This window comes from Sporomusa malonica, from assembly GCF_900176355.1.
GTDB classification, from domain to species: Bacteria; Bacillota; Negativicutes; order Sporomusales; family Sporomusaceae; genus Sporomusa; species Sporomusa malonica.
This window is the reverse complement of the sequence record NZ_FWXI01000017.1, coordinates 64,495-82,037: the sequence shown is the minus strand read 5'-3', so window position 1 is coordinate 82,037 and position 17,543 is coordinate 64,495. Positions and strand designations below refer to the sequence as shown.

At 43.6% G+C, this 17,543-nt stretch carries 14 protein-coding genes and 1 riboswitch; of the genes, 10 read left to right on the top strand and 4 right to left on the bottom strand.

From position 1 onward, the window contains the following. Window positions 1-6: 6 nt before the first annotated feature. The 5 genes from B9A22_RS25875 to B9A22_RS17500 all read left to right on the top strand — a co-directional run bounded on the left by B9A22_RS25875 (window position 7) and on the right by B9A22_RS17500 (window position 5,034). Complete coding sequence (locus tag B9A22_RS25875) at window positions 7-993, top strand: extracellular solute-binding protein (RefSeq protein ID WP_217805980.1); 987 nt, start codon at window positions 7-9, stop codon at window positions 991-993. Window positions 994-1,025: 32 nt separating this feature from the next. Continuing rightward, window positions 1,026-2,120, top strand: coding sequence for a 2-aminoethylphosphonate--pyruvate transaminase (phnW, locus tag B9A22_RS17515; protein ID WP_084577279.1), 1,095 nt, complete (start codon window positions 1,026-1,028; stop codon window positions 2,118-2,120). After that, window positions 2,117-2,941 (top strand): phosphonoacetaldehyde hydrolase, encoded by an 825-nt coding sequence (phnX, locus tag B9A22_RS17510; RefSeq protein WP_084577239.1) that lies wholly within the window; start codon window positions 2,117-2,119, stop codon window positions 2,939-2,941. The genes phnW and phnX overlap by 4 nt, the downstream gene beginning before the upstream one ends. Beyond that, window positions 2,920-4,284 carry a (R)-1-hydroxy-2-aminoethylphosphonate ammonia-lyase gene (gene pbfA, locus B9A22_RS17505; protein ID WP_084577238.1) on the top strand — a complete coding sequence of 455 codons (1,365 nt, stop codon included), beginning with the start codon at window positions 2,920-2,922 and terminating at the stop codon, window positions 4,282-4,284. Before phnX ends, pbfA begins: the two co-directional genes overlap by 22 nt. A 210-nt stretch (window positions 4,285-4,494) precedes the next feature. Beyond that, a complete protein-coding gene (locus B9A22_RS17500; protein ID WP_084577237.1) occupies window positions 4,495-5,034 on the top strand; it encodes an NUDIX hydrolase in 540 nt (179 codons plus the stop codon). A gap of 25 nt (window positions 5,035-5,059) precedes the next feature. Here B9A22_RS17500 and B9A22_RS17495 read toward each other — a convergent pair whose 3' ends face one another. Beyond that, window positions 5,060-5,266 (bottom strand): hypothetical protein, encoded by a 207-nt coding sequence (locus B9A22_RS17495; protein ID WP_084577236.1) that lies wholly within the window; start codon window positions 5,264-5,266, stop codon window positions 5,060-5,062. Between the two features lie 248 nt (window positions 5,267-5,514). Here B9A22_RS17495 and B9A22_RS17490 point away from each other — a divergent pair, with 248 nt between their 5' ends. Further along, window positions 5,515-6,426, top strand: a complete 912-nt coding sequence (locus B9A22_RS17490) for a phosphate/phosphite/phosphonate ABC transporter substrate-binding protein (RefSeq protein WP_084577235.1) — start codon at window positions 5,515-5,517, stop codon at window positions 6,424-6,426. A 72-nt stretch (window positions 6,427-6,498) separates the two neighbouring features. Here the strand turns inward: B9A22_RS17490 and B9A22_RS17485 are convergent, their stop codons facing one another. Both B9A22_RS17485 and B9A22_RS17480 read right to left on the bottom strand, forming a co-directional pair. Beyond that, on the bottom strand, window positions 6,499-8,922 hold the full coding sequence (locus B9A22_RS17485; RefSeq protein WP_176215574.1) for an EAL domain-containing protein: 2,424 nt from the start codon (window positions 8,920-8,922) through the stop codon (window positions 6,499-6,501). A 287-nt stretch (window positions 8,923-9,209) separates the two neighbouring features. Beyond that, the gene (locus B9A22_RS17480; RefSeq protein WP_084577233.1) at window positions 9,210-9,428 is read right to left on the bottom strand and encodes a hypothetical protein; all 219 of its coding nucleotides are present in this window, start codon (window positions 9,426-9,428) and stop codon (window positions 9,210-9,212) included. Window positions 9,429-9,695: 267 nt separating this feature from the next. Next, window positions 9,696-9,797: riboswitch (purine riboswitch) on the top strand. Window positions 9,798-9,946: 149 nt separating this feature from the next. On the opposite strand from B9A22_RS17480, the gene B9A22_RS17475 reads away from it, so the two are divergent. The 4 genes from B9A22_RS17475 (at window position 9,947) to B9A22_RS17460 (ending at window position 14,732) form a co-directional block, all read left to right on the top strand. Next, window positions 9,947-11,068 carry a BMP family ABC transporter substrate-binding protein gene (locus tag B9A22_RS17475; protein ID WP_245824037.1) on the top strand — a complete coding sequence of 374 codons (1,122 nt, stop codon included), beginning with the start codon at window positions 9,947-9,949 and terminating at the stop codon, window positions 11,066-11,068. A 166-nt stretch (window positions 11,069-11,234) separates the two neighbouring features. Further along, complete coding sequence (locus B9A22_RS17470) at window positions 11,235-12,749, top strand: ABC transporter ATP-binding protein (RefSeq protein ID WP_217805979.1); 1,515 nt, start codon at window positions 11,235-11,237, stop codon at window positions 12,747-12,749. Then, entirely contained in the window at window positions 12,739-13,800 is a 1,062-nt protein-coding gene (locus tag B9A22_RS17465) for an ABC transporter permease (protein ID WP_084577232.1), read from the top strand. The genes B9A22_RS17470 and B9A22_RS17465 overlap by 11 nt, the downstream gene beginning before the upstream one ends. Then, window positions 13,797-14,732, top strand: coding sequence for an ABC transporter permease (locus B9A22_RS17460; RefSeq protein WP_217805978.1), 936 nt, complete (start codon window positions 13,797-13,799; stop codon window positions 14,730-14,732). The genes B9A22_RS17465 and B9A22_RS17460 overlap by 4 nt, the downstream gene beginning before the upstream one ends. Before the next feature lie 115 nt (window positions 14,733-14,847). Here the strand turns inward: B9A22_RS17460 and B9A22_RS17455 are convergent, their stop codons facing one another. Next, the gene (locus B9A22_RS17455; RefSeq protein WP_084577230.1) at window positions 14,848-17,442 is read right to left on the bottom strand and encodes a RyR domain-containing protein; all 2,595 of its coding nucleotides are present in this window, start codon (window positions 17,440-17,442) and stop codon (window positions 14,848-14,850) included. Window positions 17,443-17,543: the final 101 nt, after the last annotated feature.

The following is a 17,543-nucleotide window of genomic DNA, read 5'->3' as shown; positions in this document are numbered from 1 at the left end:
ATTGTTGTGAAAAAAATAGTAAGAAATCTAATGCTTTGTTTTTTATTATTGTCCATGCTAGTTGCAGCAGCGGGCTGCTCTGAAAAAAGTGCCCAGAAGGTAGTTATTTATACCAATGCCGATAAGGAAGCGGTAGAGGCCATGCAAAATAGCCTGAATACTGCAGGGTTTGAGGGGAAATACGTGCTGCAAACAATGGGTACCTCCGAACTAGGCGGCAAGCTAATGGCTGAAGGTGACAAAATTGAGGCGAATTTAGTTACAATGAGTTCTTACTTTATTGACAGTGCGCAAAAGAAAAACAATATGTTTGCAGATTTGAATTTTGAAACCAAGGCACTGGCTCAGTATCCGGCTTATTATGCACCGATATTGGCCAATACCGGGGCAATATTTGTGAATACCCAGGTGATCAAAGAAAAGAATCTGCCAATGCCTAAATCAGTAAAAGATTTAACTAAAGATGAATATAAGGGGTTAGTTTCTATACCCAATATCATGAATTCATCAACCGCTTGGCTGCTTGTGCAGTCCATCATCAGCGAATACGGCGAGACTGAAGGTAAGGTTGTCCTGAATAAACTGATTCAAAATTGTGGGCCACATATTGAAAAATCAGGTTCAGGACCGATAAAAAAAGTGAGAGCAGGCGAAGTGGCGGTTGGGTTTGGCCTTCGTCATCAAGCTGTGGCAGATAAAGCGGCTGGCAAGTTAATTGATTATATTGATCCAGTTGAAGGCAATTATTCGCTTACCGAAGCCATTGCTGTGGTAAAAAAATCCGACGCAGCTACCACCAAGCTTGCCAGGGATATGGCAAAAGTGATCATTACCAAAGCAAGGCCTGAGTTAATCAAGTTTTATCCTGTAGCACTTTATCAAGGCGAGACAATTGGTGACGCAAACAAGCCGGGTAACCCTAAGGTATTTGCCAAACCTTTAACTGTGGAACTGCTGGAAGAACATCAGAACTTCTTTAAAGCTGCACAATAGTAAAGGCTGAAATGAAAGGTGCAAAAGCGTATATGAATAGATACAAACTGTTAACTCCAGGGCCGTTAACCACTAGCTGTACAGTGAAGGAAGAAATGCTCTTTGACCGGTGCACCTGGGATGATGAATATAAACAAATAACCCAAAAAATCAGAGGGCAACTGCTGGAGCTTGCAGCAGTTGCCCCTGATGAATATACAGCAGTGCTGCTTCAAGGCAGTGGCAGTTTTGGCGTGGAAGCAGTGCTCACGACTGCAATAAAACCGGAAGATAAGTGTCTCATTATTACCAACGGGGCATATGGGGAAAGAATCGTAACAATGGCAAACTATCTGGGAATTCGCCATGTTGTTCATAGTGTCCGGTATGATCAAGCCCCTGCTGCCGCCGACATAAGCAAGATTCTTGTGAATGATCAAGCAATTACTCATATTGTAATGGTTCACTGTGAAACAACAACCGGGATATTGAATCCTCTTGAGGAGATCGCTGCTCTTGCAAAAGAGTATGGGAAGACCCTGATTATTGATGCTATGAGCAGTTTTGGCGGAATTGAAATCAAGGTTCAACAATTAGGGATCGATTACCTGATCAGCAGCGCAAATAAATGCATTCAGGGTGTGCCAGGTTTTTGTTTTGTTGTGGCTAAGATTGAGCAGTTAGTACGTTCGCAAGGGAATTCAAGAAGTTTATCTTTTGATTTATATGATCAGTGGCAGCATATGGATAAGGATGGTAAATGGCGATTTACCTCGCCGACTCATGTTGTGGCAGCGTTTTCCAAGGCTCTTGACGAGCTGGGCGCAGAAGGCGGCGTAGCTGCAAGGTACAAGCGCTATCAAGCAACCAACCGCCTTTTACGCAATAAGCTTAAACAGATTGGGATTAATGCTTATATTGGCGAAGAACACCAATCCCCGATCATTACTACCTTTCTTTTTCCCTATGAGGGGTTCAATTTTGAAGATTTTTATCATTACGTTAAGGCAAGAGGTTTTGTTTTATATCCTGGTAAGTTAACAGATATCGATACCTTCCGAATTGGCAACATCGGTGAAATCTATGAAGCAGATATTCAAAAGTTATGCTCAATCGTTGAAGAATATATGAGGAGGCCGAAAAAATGAAACAAGTGGATGGAGTCATCTTAGACTGGGCCGGAACCACTGTTGATTTTGGCTGCTTCGCACCTGTACTGGTTTTTCTGCAGATATTTAAAACAGCCGGGATAGACGTAACCATGGCTGAGGCCAGAGCCCCCATGGGCCTGCTCAAAAAAGACCATATTAGAGCCATGCTCCAAATGCCAAGAATCGCCAAACTATGGGAAGAAAAAAAGGGTCGCAGCTTTTGTGAACAAGATATTGATGAATTGTATGCGAGCTTCGAGCCTGCGCTGCTTGCTTCCCTGACAGAATACACGCAGCCGCTGCCGGAAGTTATCGAAACAATGAAGATACTTAGGGAAAGCGGTCTGAAAATAGGTTCAACAACCGGCTATACAGACGTTATGATGACAATAGTTACAGCAGGCGCAAAGGATAAGGGGTATGAACCGGATTTCTGGATAACACCTGATTCTACTGCTGGTTATGGTCGCCCGTATCCATATATGATATTTAGAAATATAGAGGTTTTGCGACTTGCTGCACCTTGGACAGTAGTAAAAGTAGGTGATACGGCCGCCGATATAAAAGAAGGCATCCAGGCTGGCGTGTGGACTGTGGGAGTAGTTGTTGGCAGTTCGCAAATGGGTTTAAGCCAGGCTGAATTTGAAGGTTTATCAGCAGCAGAGAAAACCAGGGTTATTATGAATACCGAGCAAGCATTTTTAGACTATGGTGCGGATTTTACCATCAAAACAATGCAAGAGCTGCCAGAGCTAATTGAGAGAATTAATATGTTGATTAGACAAGGAAAAAGACCATGCCGACTAGAGCGGAATTAGCCCGTGAGGGAGATGTAAATTCCAGTCCGCACAGAGAGTTGTGGATGAATACCCTTGATGAGGAAAGTAGAGAGCGATTAAGCGCTGATGAAGCTGTATTTATGAAGCAGTCCATGTCAACCCCATGTATGAATGTGATTGTAGACGCTCAGGGGTGTTACATAACCGATAAGAACGGCAAAAAATATCTTGATTTTCATGGTAACAGCGTTCATCAGGTTGGCTATAAGAATCCATATGTGCTGGAAGCGGTTAAAAAGCAATTTGATGAGTTGCCGTTCATACCAAGAAGGTACACCGCAGATATCGCCATACAAGCAGCCAGGGCATTAATCAATAAAACATTATCCCAAGACTTTAAGGTTTTGTTTACGCCATCAGGTACTGCTGCTGTAGGAATTGCGCTTAAAATTGCCCGCAAAGCTACAGGCAGACATAAGGTAATTTCAATGTGGGAATCCTTCCATGGCGCAGGGCTTGATTCTATTTCAGTCGGTGGCGAATATGTCTTCAGCAAGGATATGGGGCCTCTGCTGCCAGGCTGTATCAAGGCAATACCCTACAATGGCTACCGGAATCTGATTCATAGTTCCTGTCCACACACTATTGCCGATTTTTGCTTGGACTATATTGAATACATCATAAAAAATGAAGGCGATATCGGGGCAATATTGCTGGAGCCCATACGGGCAACAGATACCCATATTCCACCGCAGGCTTACTTCCAAAGACTCCGGAAGATTTGTGATCAAGAGGGTATACTACTGATTTTTGATGAAATCCCCACAGCATTAGGGAGAAGTGGCGAGTTTTATGTACACCAGAACTTTGGTATTGAGCCAGATATCCTTGTGCTTGGCAAAGGGCTCGGCGGAGGCTTGATTCCTCAGGCCGCTGTTCTTACCAAATCTAAATATGATTATGCAGCAGATATCTCGCTTGGCCATTACACCCACGAGAAACCGGCAGCAGGCTGTGCTGCCATTTGTGCCGTCATTCGCTATATTGATGAAAATAATCTGTTGGAAAACTGTAGAGCACAGTCGGCTTTTGCAGCACAACGCTCTGCTGTTCTTTATAGCAAATATCAATGTATAGGCGACTTTCGCATAGCCGGTCTATTAATTTCTTTTGAAATTGTTAAAGATCGAACCTCAAAGGAAAAAGCTGATAACCTTGCAGAAAGAATACTCTACTATTGCCTGGAGCATGGCCTGTCATTTAAGATATCAGCGGGGAACTGTATTACCTGGCATCCTCCTCTAATTGTAACAAAAGAACAATTATCCTCCGCCTTTGATATATTTGAGAAAGCAATAAAAAGCTGTATAAAAAACCATTAAACAAGTTCGAAATTTTGAGCAATAGAAACCGCTCTTCTTGGCTTGTTGCCTATAGTTTAGCGCTTCTTGTTTTTCTGTTGAAAGCAAAGGACTTCTTCCTTTTTAAGCTAGAATTAACACTGCTTTAACTTATTTTTTTGCACACATGCTACTATAAAATAGTAGTATAGTTTTAGATTAAGGTAGTAGGCAGGAAAGGAGTGATGCTCTATGCAAAATAGGTTGAGTGCAGGTTTGTTAATGTATAGGATTAAGAACAGGCAGTTAGAAGTATTGTTAGCACATCCGGGTGGGCCATATTATTGCGATAAAGATGATCGATACTGGGGGATTCCGAAAGGGCACGTCGAAGCTGGAGAAACCATCCTAGCAGGAGCTTTTCGTGAATTTAGAGAAGAAACAGGCTTTGCTCCTCCTGTAGCCAATTTGATCTACCTTGGAAGTACGAAAGGTCATCATGGAAGAACTATTCACGCCTGGGCTTTTGAGGGTGATTGTGACACCACGTTGCCAGTGCAAAGCAATATGTTTAAGTTGGAATGGCCACCTAATTCGGGACAAGAGGAGCTATTCCCAGAGATTGACAAGATTAGTTTTTTTTCTATACCTGAGTTGAAGAAAAAAATCGAGCTTAATCAGCTAATCTTTATTTTACGGCTAGAGAGTATGCTAGTAAACAATAAGTCTCGTCAATTCTGGAAACAGAGATGTTGCCTAGAGAAAAGTGAAAAAACAAAGATCTCGTTGTAAGGTAAACGAGATCTTTGTTTTTTGCTTATGCGGTATTTGAGTATTGGTTTAAGAAATGTAGTAACTCGCTTGTGGACCATCGTTCAGCTTGAACCTTACTAATAACTTCGTCAGTATCTTTAGTAATTGTTGCATCAATCATATGTATATTTCCCGGGGAGTCTTTAAAGATAAGTCTCTGTCCCTGTTCCACAGACCAGCTTTCTTTGAGGATCCAGCGATGTTTATTCATTGTCATCCTCCCTTATATGGTTTTTAAATATATTCTACGACAATATATGGCAATCCTCCTTAAAATTGTTATCAATAATTACAATTTACACGAGTTTTTGAATATCTTGCAGCTCACTTCCGTGTCAAAATTTAGTGAGACCGGATAAACAGTAATAAGTTAATTAATACTTAACAAAAGAGCTGCAACTCTTTTGGTACAATAAATACGAACACGATTTTATTGTGAATTGGAGGACGGACAATGAGATGAACTATAAACATCTAACCGTTTTCTTGGTGATTTTATTAACTGCTGCGATTATCATTTTAGGAGCTTATGGATTTCATGAATCTAGCAAAGCCAATATCGCTGATTTGCGTCCTGTTTTACGGATTGGAGCAGTGCCTGTCGAAAGTGTTGCAAAGACCCGAGATCAATTTGATAAGCTAATAACCTATTTAGAGAAAAAGACTAATTGGAAAGTAGAACTTTTCGTTTCTCATGATTACAATGGCATTATAAATGAAATGGCTAAAGGAAATTTAGATATTGCCTGGTTTGGCCCTTTTTCATACGTACTTGCACACGATAGAGCCATGGCAAGAGCTTTCGCAGTCGAGGACAATATTCGTACAGGAACAGTCTATCATAGTGTAATTATTGTTCATCCGGAAAGTCCAATCAGCTCGGTAGAACAACTGATTGGTCGTCGCCTAGCATTTACTGACCGAAGTTCTACTTCCGGACATTTAATTCCCAAAGCGATATTAAGGCAACACGGGGTTGATGTCGAAAAGGATATGTCAGAGGTGATTTTTACCAATACGCATGACTCTGCGATATTGGCTGTAAAAAAAAGAACCGTGGATGCCTCTGCCGTATCTGATGCTGTTTTATTCAGCCTTAGAGAAAAGGGTATTATCGGGGAGAAAGATTATCGAATTATCTATACGTCGGCTAATATTCCTGGTTCTGTTTGGGCGTATAGAGAGGGAATAAACCCAACTCTGTTAGAAAAAATTAAACATTCCTTCCTAAACGTGGCTAAAGAAGACAAGGAAGCGTTAGGGATATATGGTCAAGATCTTGTTAAAGGATTTGTACCTGCCGATGATCGCGACTATGATATTATACGAGAAACTGCAAAACAGCTAGAATTAGTAGCTATTCCCCGCTAGTAACCCGGAGGATGCAGAGAGTGGAACGGTTTCGAAAGGTATATGCTAAATAGCTGGCAGGAGCCAGCTATTTTACTTTGATGTAGACGCAGCAACTCGTTGAAATTGAGATAAAAAATCGATGACTTCTTGTTCACTAACTGGTTTGCAGAAAAGGTAACCCTGGGCTCGATCGCAGAGAACATTACATAAAAAACTGACATGTTCGGGTACTTCCACGCCTTCGGCAACAACCTTGATGTTAAGAATATGGGCTAACCTAATGATGGCTTCAACGATAGAAAAATTCTCGGTATGGAGTTCTTGTAAAAAGTCTTTGTCCATTTTCAGGGTATCAATCGGGAGGTGTCGCAAATAGGTTAATGAGGAATAACCGGTTCCAAAATCATCCAATGCCAGCCTTAATCCCATAGCTTTTAACTGATTAAACTTCTGAATACAGGCATCAAAAGAGTTCATGAACAATGATTCCGTGATTTCAAGCTCAAGCTGGTGAGGGTGTAAGCCTGTTTCGGCAAGAATATCTTCAACAGTTCTAATAAAGTTTGGCTGTTCTACTTGTTTGGTCGAAATGTTCACAGTAACGTATATATCCTCGAGTCCTAGACTGTGAAGATGACGGCAAAAATTGCAGGCTTGTATTAGCACCCAGGCACCAATGGGTATAATCAGTCCGCTTTCTTCAGCTATTGGGATAAAATCAGCTGGTTGGGTGTGTCCTTTACCCGGTCTTTGCCAGCGTAATAAGGCCTCAATACTTACTGGACGGTTACTTACCAGGTCAATTTGGGGTTGATAATAAACCTCTAGCTCATTACGGTCAATGGCTTTTGACAATAAGTTTTCTAGCCGGATCTTTTTGAGAGCCACTTCTTGCATGGAAGGGTGAAACCGGGAGTAGCCCTTGGACGGGGATTCTTTCACGTGATACATAGCTGTGTCAGCCTTAACTAACAATGTATCAGGATCACAACCATCTTCAGGATAGAGGGCGATACCGATGCTGACAGAGACGAAGAAGGTCTCATCTTGGTAGCTATAAGGATAGGTGCTCTCGTTAACAATTTCTTGAGCAAGAGCTTCAGCAGCAGCTCCTGAGAGGTTCGGAGCAAGGATAACAAACTCATCTCCGCCGAGCCGTAAGAGTAACCCACGGTCTCCTAGTACAGACCCCAATCGATTGGCCACATGTACTAATAATTGGTCACCACGGGAGTGACCAAATAGATCATTTACTCTTTTAAACTCATTTAGATCGAGGAACATAAGTGCACCAGCCACATCTCCCATTGCGGAGGCCTCCAGCTCGGCCGAAAGTCGTTCAGTAAGGTAAGACCTATTTGGCAGATTAGTTAGTGAATCATAATAGGCTAGATGGTAAATTTGCTCATCACGAAGCTTAGGTTCAGTTATATCAGTCAATGTGCCAACTATGCGTACTAGCACTCCCTCGCTGTTCTGTACGGATTTGCCTTTAGCTAGCAGCCAGCGTCTTTCGCTTGTAAATGGTATGATTATACGATATTCGCAAAGATAGAATTCACTTTTTTCGGTAAAATGCTCTAAAAGCGCTAGACGGCGGCGTTGGCGATCATCGGCATGAATCCAATCCTCAATTATTTCGAAATGCGCATTTTTTCCATCTGGATAATGACCCAAGATGTCTCTCATCTTATCAGACCACGAGGTTTCTCTCTTGTCTGCATCCCAATCCCATATTACATCATTTGCAGACTGGGCGGCTAACCTAAATTTTTCTTCACTTTTTTCGATGTTTTTCCGATGTATCAGTAACTCATTGGTTAGTTCAAGAAAACTATTTATAAGAACATCCGCTTCGGTTCCGTTGGCGTACGACTGCCGACTAATAATAGGTTGAGATTTGGGATTTGCCCGAAAGTCACCAAACGCCCTTAGCAGAGTGTTAAATCCGTAGAGAAGCGGGCGCATGAAATAATATTGAAGGAAGCCTATTATAACTAAGATTATGATCCCTGAGAAAAGCAATTTTTCTAAAAGAGCGTTGTAGGTACGGTCGATATCCCCGACATACATACCTGTTCCCAGATAGCATTCAATCTCTGGCAGGCCGATAACAAAAGATAGCTTTTTTTGCGGAATTTCACCTGGGGTTCGGGATTCGTAATAGAGGACAAATCCTCCGCCTGACTTAGCTGTTTGGAGCAGTTCTTTCGTGATCATTAAACCGTCAAGGTCTTGGCGCTGCATCTCGTAAGTACCCACAGTATCAGGTTCAAGTGGATTTACGAGGGTGTAGCCTTCATAGGAGGCAAGAAAGACATAATTGGGGCCCATTTCATCAAAGTAAATAAAACGGTTAATAATCTCTGCTGCTTGCAGACGTGCATCACCGAGGCTTATTTCTCCAAGGTGTTTCCGGGCAAGAATGGGCTTGATGGCGTTTTGGGCTAAGGACACTATATGTTGCAGCTCGGTTTTTCTAATTTCGTACATATCATTCGTAAAAGTATTCAAATAGATAGAAGCTGCAAGGGTAAATCCTATCAGAAGAACGATAAGTACCAGGGCAGATCGAATCGAGGTATTCGATAACATTTTGTGCTTTTTGGTGTGTATTAGCATAACTACTTAACCTCTCCAAGTGTCTTAGCGTTTCTATGTTAAGTATAATAAAGTCACGGTACTTAATCTGTTAATTCTTTGTTAATTCGGCCATAACCGGAGAATATGGCCCCCTTAAAAAATAATAGTCCATCGCTTGGCGATGGGCATAAAGAAAAGCGCCCTGGAGGACGCTTCAACTAAGCTCTTAGTTTCTTATCAAATGATAAATAAATATCCAAGTAACAAATCAAATCATCACACTCATGAATATTCAACTCATCAATTGACTTATGTCCAATTATGTTATGGGTAAACGACGCTACTTCCTCTTCCGTGTATCCCCGTTTAGCCATTGTGGTTTTAAGCAGACAAATCTGATTAATCGCATCGTTCATTGTCTGTAGTTCTATTACCATCCTCCATCCTCCTATACTCTTCTTATAAATCATATCGTATAATAAATGAATTGAATACATAGGACAATAGTCCTAGCTTTGCTTATTGACTCGCTTATGCGGTTATAATATTTTTGAATGCCGACAGACTCCAAGAAGACTACTGATAATTCCCAAAGTAGTGGAAAGAATACTTGATGACCCTGTTACCAAATTCTTGATAATATCTATAGACATTTGCCATATTATGCGGTATACTCAAATGCGAAAACAGATATTTTGATTTTAATTTGTACTTGAATACTGGCTCGTATAATCCTGGAGATATGGTCTGGGAGTTTCTACAAGGGAACCGTAAATGCCCTTACTATGAGTGGAAGAATCCTATTCTATGGGAAACCGTGGAAAAGCCCGGCAGGAGGTCCGCTCTCAAGGTTGAGTGCTGACTTGTCTTGCCTGGTTTTTTGTATTTTTGGGGGCTGCTCTGGGTTAATCCTTTACATAGAGCGAGTGGCAATCGTATTTTAACAGGAGGAGATATGGTGACAATGCAGGGAAAACGGAAGACTGGACTGTTGTTGCTGGTTGCGCTATTGGTCTTAGCCATCCTGATCGCAGGGTGTGGTGGACAAAAGCCGACGGAAAACCAGCCCGCAAAAGCGGAAAAGGTGAAGGTAGCATTTATTTATGTTGGGCCGGTTGGCGATGCGGGATGGTCATATGCTCATGATCAAGGGCGTAAGCAATTAGAAAAAGACATGCCCAATATTGAGACCACGTTTGTTGAGTCAGTTCCCGAAGGGGCTGATGCAGAGCGGGTACTCACAGAACTTGCAATGAAGGGCAATAAAATCATTTTTGCTACTAGCTTCGGTTACATGGATTATGTGCAAAAAGTAGCTCAGAAATTCCCCGATGTTACATTCTTACACTGCTCCGGCTTTAAAACAGCCAATAACGTAGGAACATATTTCGGTAGAATGTATCAGGCCCGCTACTTATCGGGTATTGCCGCCGGCAAACAAACCAAAAGCAATACCATCGGTTACGTAGCCGCCTTCCCGATCCCCGAAGTTGTGCGTGGTATCAACGCGTTTACCCTGGGCGTACAAGCCGTCAACCCTGATGCCAAGGTAAAAGTAGTCTGGACCAATACCTGGTACAATCCAGCTACTGAAAAGGATGCCGCTAAGAGCCTGCTTGATACAGGGGCTGACGTGATCACTATGCATCAAGACACTCCTGCTCCGATGCAAGCAGCAGAAGAAAAAGGTAAATTTGCAGTATCGTATAACACCGATATGCGCAACTTTGCTCCCAAAGCTATTTTGACTGGTCCGGTGTGGAACTGGGGACCCTATTACGTGAAGACAGTTAAATCCGTCCTGGATAAAACCTGGAAGTCTGAGCAATATTGGGGACCTATGTCTGATAACATCGTTGACCTTGGACCTTATGGGCCAATGGTTGCCGAAGATACCAAAACTATGATCGCCAAGAAGAAAGACGAAATCGTTAAGGGACAGTGGGATGTATTTACAGGCCCTATTAAAGACCAGCAAGGTAATGTAAAAGTTCAAGCCAATCAAAAAATGGCTGATAAGGAAATGCTTGAGTTTAACTGGTTTGTACAAGGTGTAGAAGGAACCATTTCGAAATAGAGAGCTGTGGAGGCCGTTTTGTAATAGAAACGGCCTTCTCTGATGTTAAGAGCACAAGTACTGAACAAATACAGGCTCTATGGAGAAGCTGGATGATTGGCGGTGGGCATTTGACTAAAGTGCCCGCCGCCAAGGATCAAGTTAATCCAGAAGGGTGGTTAGTGTAGTGGCAATTCCAATGGTGGAAATGATAAATGTAACTAAACGGTTTCCAGGAGTAATTGCAAATGATAGCGTCAGCTTAACTATTAATAAAGGCGAAATTCATGCGCTGCTTGGAGAGAATGGGGCAGGGAAAAGCACGCTCATGAGCATTTTGACTGGTCTATACCAACCAGATGAAGGGGATATTTATCTTTACGGAAAAAAGGTCGACCTTCGTTCTCCGAAAGGTGCTGTCGCCTATGGCATCGGCATGGTTCACCAACATTTTAAACTGATTAAATCCTTTACAGTAGCTGAAAACATTACACTTGGCCTTCGGGGCCAGGGAGGAATCTTCAACAAGAACAATGTTGAGAAACAAGTCGGAGAATTTTGTCAGAAATATGGTTTGCATATTGACCCTGCTGCCAAGGTATGGCAATTAACCGTGGGAGAACAGCAACGTGTAGAGATTCTCAAGGCTTTGTTCCGCGGGGCCGAGATCTTGATCTTGGATGAACCGACAGCGGTATTGACTCCGCAGGAAGCAAGCGACCTGTACCGGACACTCAGGCTGATGGCTAGACAAGGGAAGGCCATTATTGTTATTTCGCATAAGCTGAGTGAGGTGCTGGAAGGAACTGATGCCATCACCGTTCTCCGCGGTGGCAAGTCGGTAGGCCAAACCAGAACTGAAATGGCCAATGAACAGTTGTTAACCCGAATGATGGTTGGAAAGAGCGTGACTGTTGACTATACCAAGAATCCGGTCGTACTAGGCGAGAAATTATTAGAACTGGACCAAATTTCCTGTTTAAATAATCGGGGTCAGTTAGCTATCAAGGAACTATCGCTCGACATTCATGAAGGAGAAATTTTGGGGATCGCCGGCGTAGCCGGAAATGGCCAAAGTGAACTGGCAGAGGTGGCGACCGGGCTACGAAACCTGGAGGCAGGCAGGCGGCTGGTTAAGGGAATTGACCTTTCGGCAGGCGGTCCTAAAGAGTTCATAGAAGCCGGTGTTAGCTATGTGCCAGAAGATCGACTGGGAACTGGGTTGGTTCCTGGCCTAGATGCGGTAGACAACTATGTACTAAAGAGCTATGCAAAAAACGGCTGGCTTATTAACTGGAAAGCAGCCCTTGCAGAGACTCAGCAGGCCATTCAAAGTTTTGAAATAAAAATTGCAAACATAGCTAATCCTGTCAGGATGATGTCAGGAGGAAACCTGCAGAAGCTATTGTTAGCCCGGGAAATTACGGCAGATCCTCGCCTGCTGGTAGTTGTGTATCCAATGCGTGGGCTGGATGTGGGAGCCATGGATACGGTACGTCAGTTACTGCTTAAAGAGCGGGCTGCCGGTAAAGCAATTTTACTTATTTCAGAGGAACTTGATGAATTGTTTGCTTTGTCAGACCGGTTAGCGGTGCTTCACCGGGGCGTTTTAATGGGAGTTGTCAATCCCCATGAGGTATCGGTTGAAGATGTGGGACTGATGATGGCTGGGGAGAAGAGGGTGACGAATAATGCGGTTTGAAAAACGGGACACAGTCTCGAAACATATGATAGTGGCAGTGCCTCTCTTGTCGATCGTTATCGGTCTGGCGTTTGCCGGTGTATTTATTGCACTGACAGGTAAAGATCCGCTTCAGGTGTACCAGTTGATGTTTACAGGGGCTTTTGGGTCAGTTTATGGACTTTCTGAGACAGTTGTAAAGGCAGTGCCGCTCATTTTTGCCAGTTTAGCCGTTTCGCTGGCATTTCGCATGCAGCTGTGGAACATCGGCGCAGAAGGACAACTCTATATGGGAGCCTTTGGTGCGACTTGGGTAGCCCTGACCTATCCCCAGTGGCCGGCTTGGCTGCTAATACCTGCTATGCTTTTGGCAGGGTTTCTCATGGGAGGATTATGGGGACTATTACCGGCTATTCCCCGGGCCTATTTTAAAGTCAATGAGACAATAACGACGTTACTGCTCAACTATATTGGTATACTCTGGGTGGATTACCTGGTTTATGGTCCATGGAAAGATCCGAAGGGGCTCGGTTTTCCCATTACCGCGCCTTTTTCCGAGGGCGCAATTCTACCTGCTTTCGGGGTTACCCGTATTCATTGGGGAATCGTATTGGCATTGCTGGCGGTATTTGTAGTCTATATTGTATTGCGGTACACCCGTTGGGGGTTTGAGATTCGGGTGAGCGGGGAGAGTGCTGCCGCGGCCCAGTACGCGGGAATGAATCATGTAAGAAATATCCTGTTGGTCATGTTTGTTAGCGGTGGTTTGGCTGGCCTAGCGGGTATGACTGAGGTTTCAGGTATTACTCAACGACTCCAACATGGAATTTCACCAGGGTATGGTTATTCTGCTATTATCATTGCGTGGCTGGCCCGACTTCATCCCTTTGCCATTGTTCTAGTATCCTTTGTTTTTGGCGGGCTGTTGGTCGGCGGCTTTAGTATTCAAACTAGCGGGTTTCCGGCTGCGACGGTAGCCATGCTGCAGGGAGCTATCTTGTTCTTTGTGGTTGGCGGAGAAATCTTTGTACAGTATCGGTTAACCGGGCCTAAGAAAGGGAGGAGTTCATGATGGAGCAATCAGTCTGGGTCGCTATATTGGCTACAGGAATCATTGCTGGCACGCCCATTCTCCTCGCCGCTTTAGGGGAAATGGTTACCGAGCTTGCCGGTGTATTGAACCTTGGTGTCGAGGGAATGATGTTGGTGGGGGCGGTTACCGGCTTTATGGTTGCTATGCACACCGCTGATCCCTGGCTAGGTTTGCTGGCCGCCGTAGTTGCCGGGGGGGTAATGGCCCTCATCCACGCCTTTTTAACTATTACTCTTCGGGCGAACCAGGTTGTTAGCGGTCTGGCGTTGACCATTTTTGGAACCGGCTTAAGTGGTTATATCGGTAAATCCCTGATTGGTGTTCCTTTGACCAACACCTTTAAAACTTTTGCCTTACCAGGGCTCGGCCAGATTCCGGTCATTGGCACAATCCTATTTCAACACGACGCGCTTGTTTATCTTAGCTATGGTTTGGTAGCCTTCCTGTGGTTTTTCTTATTCCGTACACGAAAAGGGCTTGAGCTGAGAGCCGTAGGTGAGAATCCGGGGGCAGCCGACACTGCCGGGATTAACGTGTTTGCAGTACGTTATCTTTTCGTTGTTATCGGCGGGATGCTTGCCGGCATGGCAGGAGCGTATTTGTCCTTAGCTTATGCACCCTCCTGGCTTGAGAACATGACAGCAGGCCGTGGCTGGATTGCTGTGGCCCTCGTGATATTTGCCACCTGGCATCCGATCAAAGCCTTTCTTGGTAGTTTTTTATTTGGTACAATCGACGTACTGGGTTTTCATATGCAAAACTTTGGGATTCTCATACCGTCTTTTTTTCTTAAGATGCTGCCTTACGCCATTACCATCATTGTTTTAATTGTTGTTACCCGGGAGACAAAAAAGCGGCGGGTGGCTGCACCAGAAGCGCTGGGTATTCCTTATAACCGGGAAGAGCGGTAGTTAAACATATAATTATGCCCTGCAGTTTATAACCGAATAAACTGCAGGGCATTTTTTATCCTGTTACATTGACTTCCAACATTGCCAAAGGCTCGCAAGCTGTGACTTGTTTATGCTATTGTTCGAGCTGTTGAGCTTCGCAATAGCATAAAGACTTAAGCCGCTCAATCGCAAAGTTTGAGTTTGTCAGAACCACAGGCCAGTATTTAACATTTTCAATAAGCTTGTTTTGGAATACGGTAGTTAAACTGTCCCAGGGGATCAAGAAAGGATGCAATTTTTTCTGCTCATCCAGTGTGTCGCAATATTTCCAGCCGGCTTCCTTCTTTTCCAGAGACCAGCGTTTATGCTCATATTCTGCCAATATCTGCAATTCCCTCTCCGTAAACTCAATTGCTTCCGGCTTATCCTTTACAGAGACAACGTCATAGTTTATTTTACGCAAGGCGCTAGGGATATGCTTTATCAGATTGCGGGCAGAATTTTTGCGGTCTTCATTCAGCTCATCCCAGGGCTGGATGCAGCATACATTCGGGTTGTGAGGTTCTTCGCGCAGGAGAACATATTTATTATGAAGATCCATGGCCAGCTGTTCGATTTTTTCACTATAAAATGCATCTTGCATTAGATGACGTGAAAACTGCTCTTCATCTACATGGAGTTTTAACTGCTCCTTGGGGGGCAGATGGGATTGCTCCCATTTTCTCGCATTTGACAGCCTGCTCATCTCTAAGATGGCTTCCATTGATCTTGATTCATGCTTATATCTTGGTGCTTTAAGAAGGGCACGCAGCACCCCGTCATCGATTTGAGCTTGCCTGCGTTCATTGATAAGATGCGGTGTTTTGCGTTCTAACAGTGAACGGAGTAACATGGCTCTGCGAATGATAAATAAGTGATCCCCATGCTCATCTGTTTGGTTTGGCCCTAAAATATTGACATAGCCGCGCAGGCGGCTGACAAAGTCCGGCCCTTTGGCACTTTGAAACTGCTTAAAAAATTGTTTGTACTCTGACTCATCGTGAAGCGTTTCGCCGCAAAACTCAGTAAAGGTATTGCTCGTGCCTCCGGCAAAAACGAAAATAGCTCTACCAAGCGGATGCAGGGAATCTCCTTCACGGAATACTCCGTCCTGCATCGGTGCCAGAAAATATTTTAACCAGCCCAGATGTCCGTTAAAGGATGAATCAAACTCGTCAAAGAAGACAAGGGGAAGTTTACCCTCAAGGGAAAGATCCCGCACTTTGTGAAAGGCGGCAATTAAGTCAGGCAGGCTTTGCAGCTGTGAAAGATTAAAGTTCAGTTTTTGAATCAAATTGGGAGCAATACTGGAAGCAACCTCTGTAACGCCAAACGACTTTCCGGAGCCCGGGGTTCCAAACACAGCGATGGATAGTGGGCGGACAATGTTTTTGGCAGAAATATATTCCAGGATTAAGTTTTTAATGCTGCGATAGCTCTCAATTTCTGTTCTGTCTACTGTGATTAAATTACCGAACTTGGCAATTGGAATGAATTTAAGCGCGCTTTTTTCTCCATTTTTTACGATGTCATATGCAATCTCGGACAAACCAGTGGAGCTTTTATCCTTAATTATGTACCAGCAGGCCTGGCATTTTGGGTTATTTGAATTGCGAATCGGCACATCCTGTATCTGCTCTTTATAGATAAAATCATTCTCGCCTTCAACAAAGAGTAAGGGATTGGGAAATTCGCTTTTCTCGACATTTGCGCCAAAACCGTAAGTATAGTATTTTTGGGCAGCAACAATCCCTTCGCGAATTCCTTCCGCAATTGACTTGCCTAGCTCTTCCTGGACGTGCATTCCGGCAACAATACTATGAGCGAGGCCGGCTACAAAACAGGACGCAAGCCCGTACATTTTGCCTTGGGATTCTTTGATGAAACTGCCCTCAAATTCATTTGTCATAAAGAATAACCGGGATTCGGCTGCTGCTCCGTCATTTTGATAATATATAGCACCTTCCAGCCCAAGCGGTACGACGAGATGACAGGCTTTGGCGAGAAAGGTGAGATTGGGGTTATTATTAATCTGCCAGACAAAGTCCAACGCAGTTTTTTCCCAGGAAAGACCTTTACTTATATTAACTCCTTTGGCCCGTAAGTCATTGCCATAGATAACCACAATTGTATTATTCAGATGGAAGTTCTCTATTTGCTTCCAAAGGGGATTTGAGCTGGTGGGATTATTTGTTTTATAAATAACAATCGGTGATGTATCAGGTGACTTTAAGGCGAGAGGCCAGTATTCTTCGTGTAAATTAAAACCGTCATTGTTATCATCCAGTATAACCAGCCCGGCATTTACAGCATCATCGACAATCGGGAGCAATGCCGGTAAGCCGGAAACCGGTCCGGTAAAGCCAAGAAAATTGGCTATTCGATATACTTTACTGGTATCTTTTTCAAGATTGGTTACAGGAAAAAGCTCTAGTTCCAAAGTGGAACGCAGAATTTCCGGCGGCAAGCTCTCGCCGTTAATTTGGATGCGGGGTGAACAGATGGCCGCTCCTGTTGCTAAGGAGACAAACTTTGCCAGCAACAATGCGGCGCCACTCTTTACATTGTGGTGCAATTGCGGAAAATACTGCCAGTTAAACCCGGACTTGCATTGGTATCTTGTTGTCCATTGATGTACATTTACGCATATATCGCCAGAGACTACAATCTTTATGTCTTTTTGCTTCACAGGTATATGCCCCTCCCTAGACTGTAACTATAATATGGTTATAATTAATATTAAGTAAGAATGTATCAATTATAACCAATTATGTCAAACAAAATATTAAA

Bases quoted from the DNA above. Each gene is read 5' to 3' on its own strand.
- phnW (WP_084577279.1), top strand. From the start codon at position 1,026: ATGAATAGATACAAACTGTTAACTCCAGGGCCGTTAACCACTAGCTGT.
- phnX (WP_084577239.1), top strand. From the start codon at position 2,117: ATGAAACAAGTGGATGGAGTCATCTTAGACTGGGCCGGAACCACTGTT.
- pbfA (WP_084577238.1), top strand. From the start codon at position 2,920: ATGCCGACTAGAGCGGAATTAGCCCGTGAGGGAGATGTAAATTCCAGT.
- B9A22_RS17500 (WP_084577237.1), top strand. From the start codon at position 4,495: ATGCAAAATAGGTTGAGTGCAGGTTTGTTAATGTATAGGATTAAGAAC.
- B9A22_RS17495 (WP_084577236.1), bottom strand. From the start codon at position 5,266: ATGAATAAACATCGCTGGATCCTCAAAGAAAGCTGGTCTGTGGAACAG.
- B9A22_RS17490 (WP_084577235.1), top strand. From the start codon at position 5,515: ATGAACTATAAACATCTAACCGTTTTCTTGGTGATTTTATTAACTGCT.
- B9A22_RS17480 (WP_084577233.1), bottom strand. From the start codon at position 9,428: ATGGTAATAGAACTACAGACAATGAACGATGCGATTAATCAGATTTGT.
- B9A22_RS17475 (WP_245824037.1), top strand. From the start codon at position 9,947: ATGGTGACAATGCAGGGAAAACGGAAGACTGGACTGTTGTTGCTGGTT.
- B9A22_RS17465 (WP_084577232.1), top strand. From the start codon at position 12,739: ATGCGGTTTGAAAAACGGGACACAGTCTCGAAACATATGATAGTGGCA.
- B9A22_RS17460 (WP_217805978.1), top strand. From the start codon at position 13,797: ATGATGGAGCAATCAGTCTGGGTCGCTATATTGGCTACAGGAATCATT.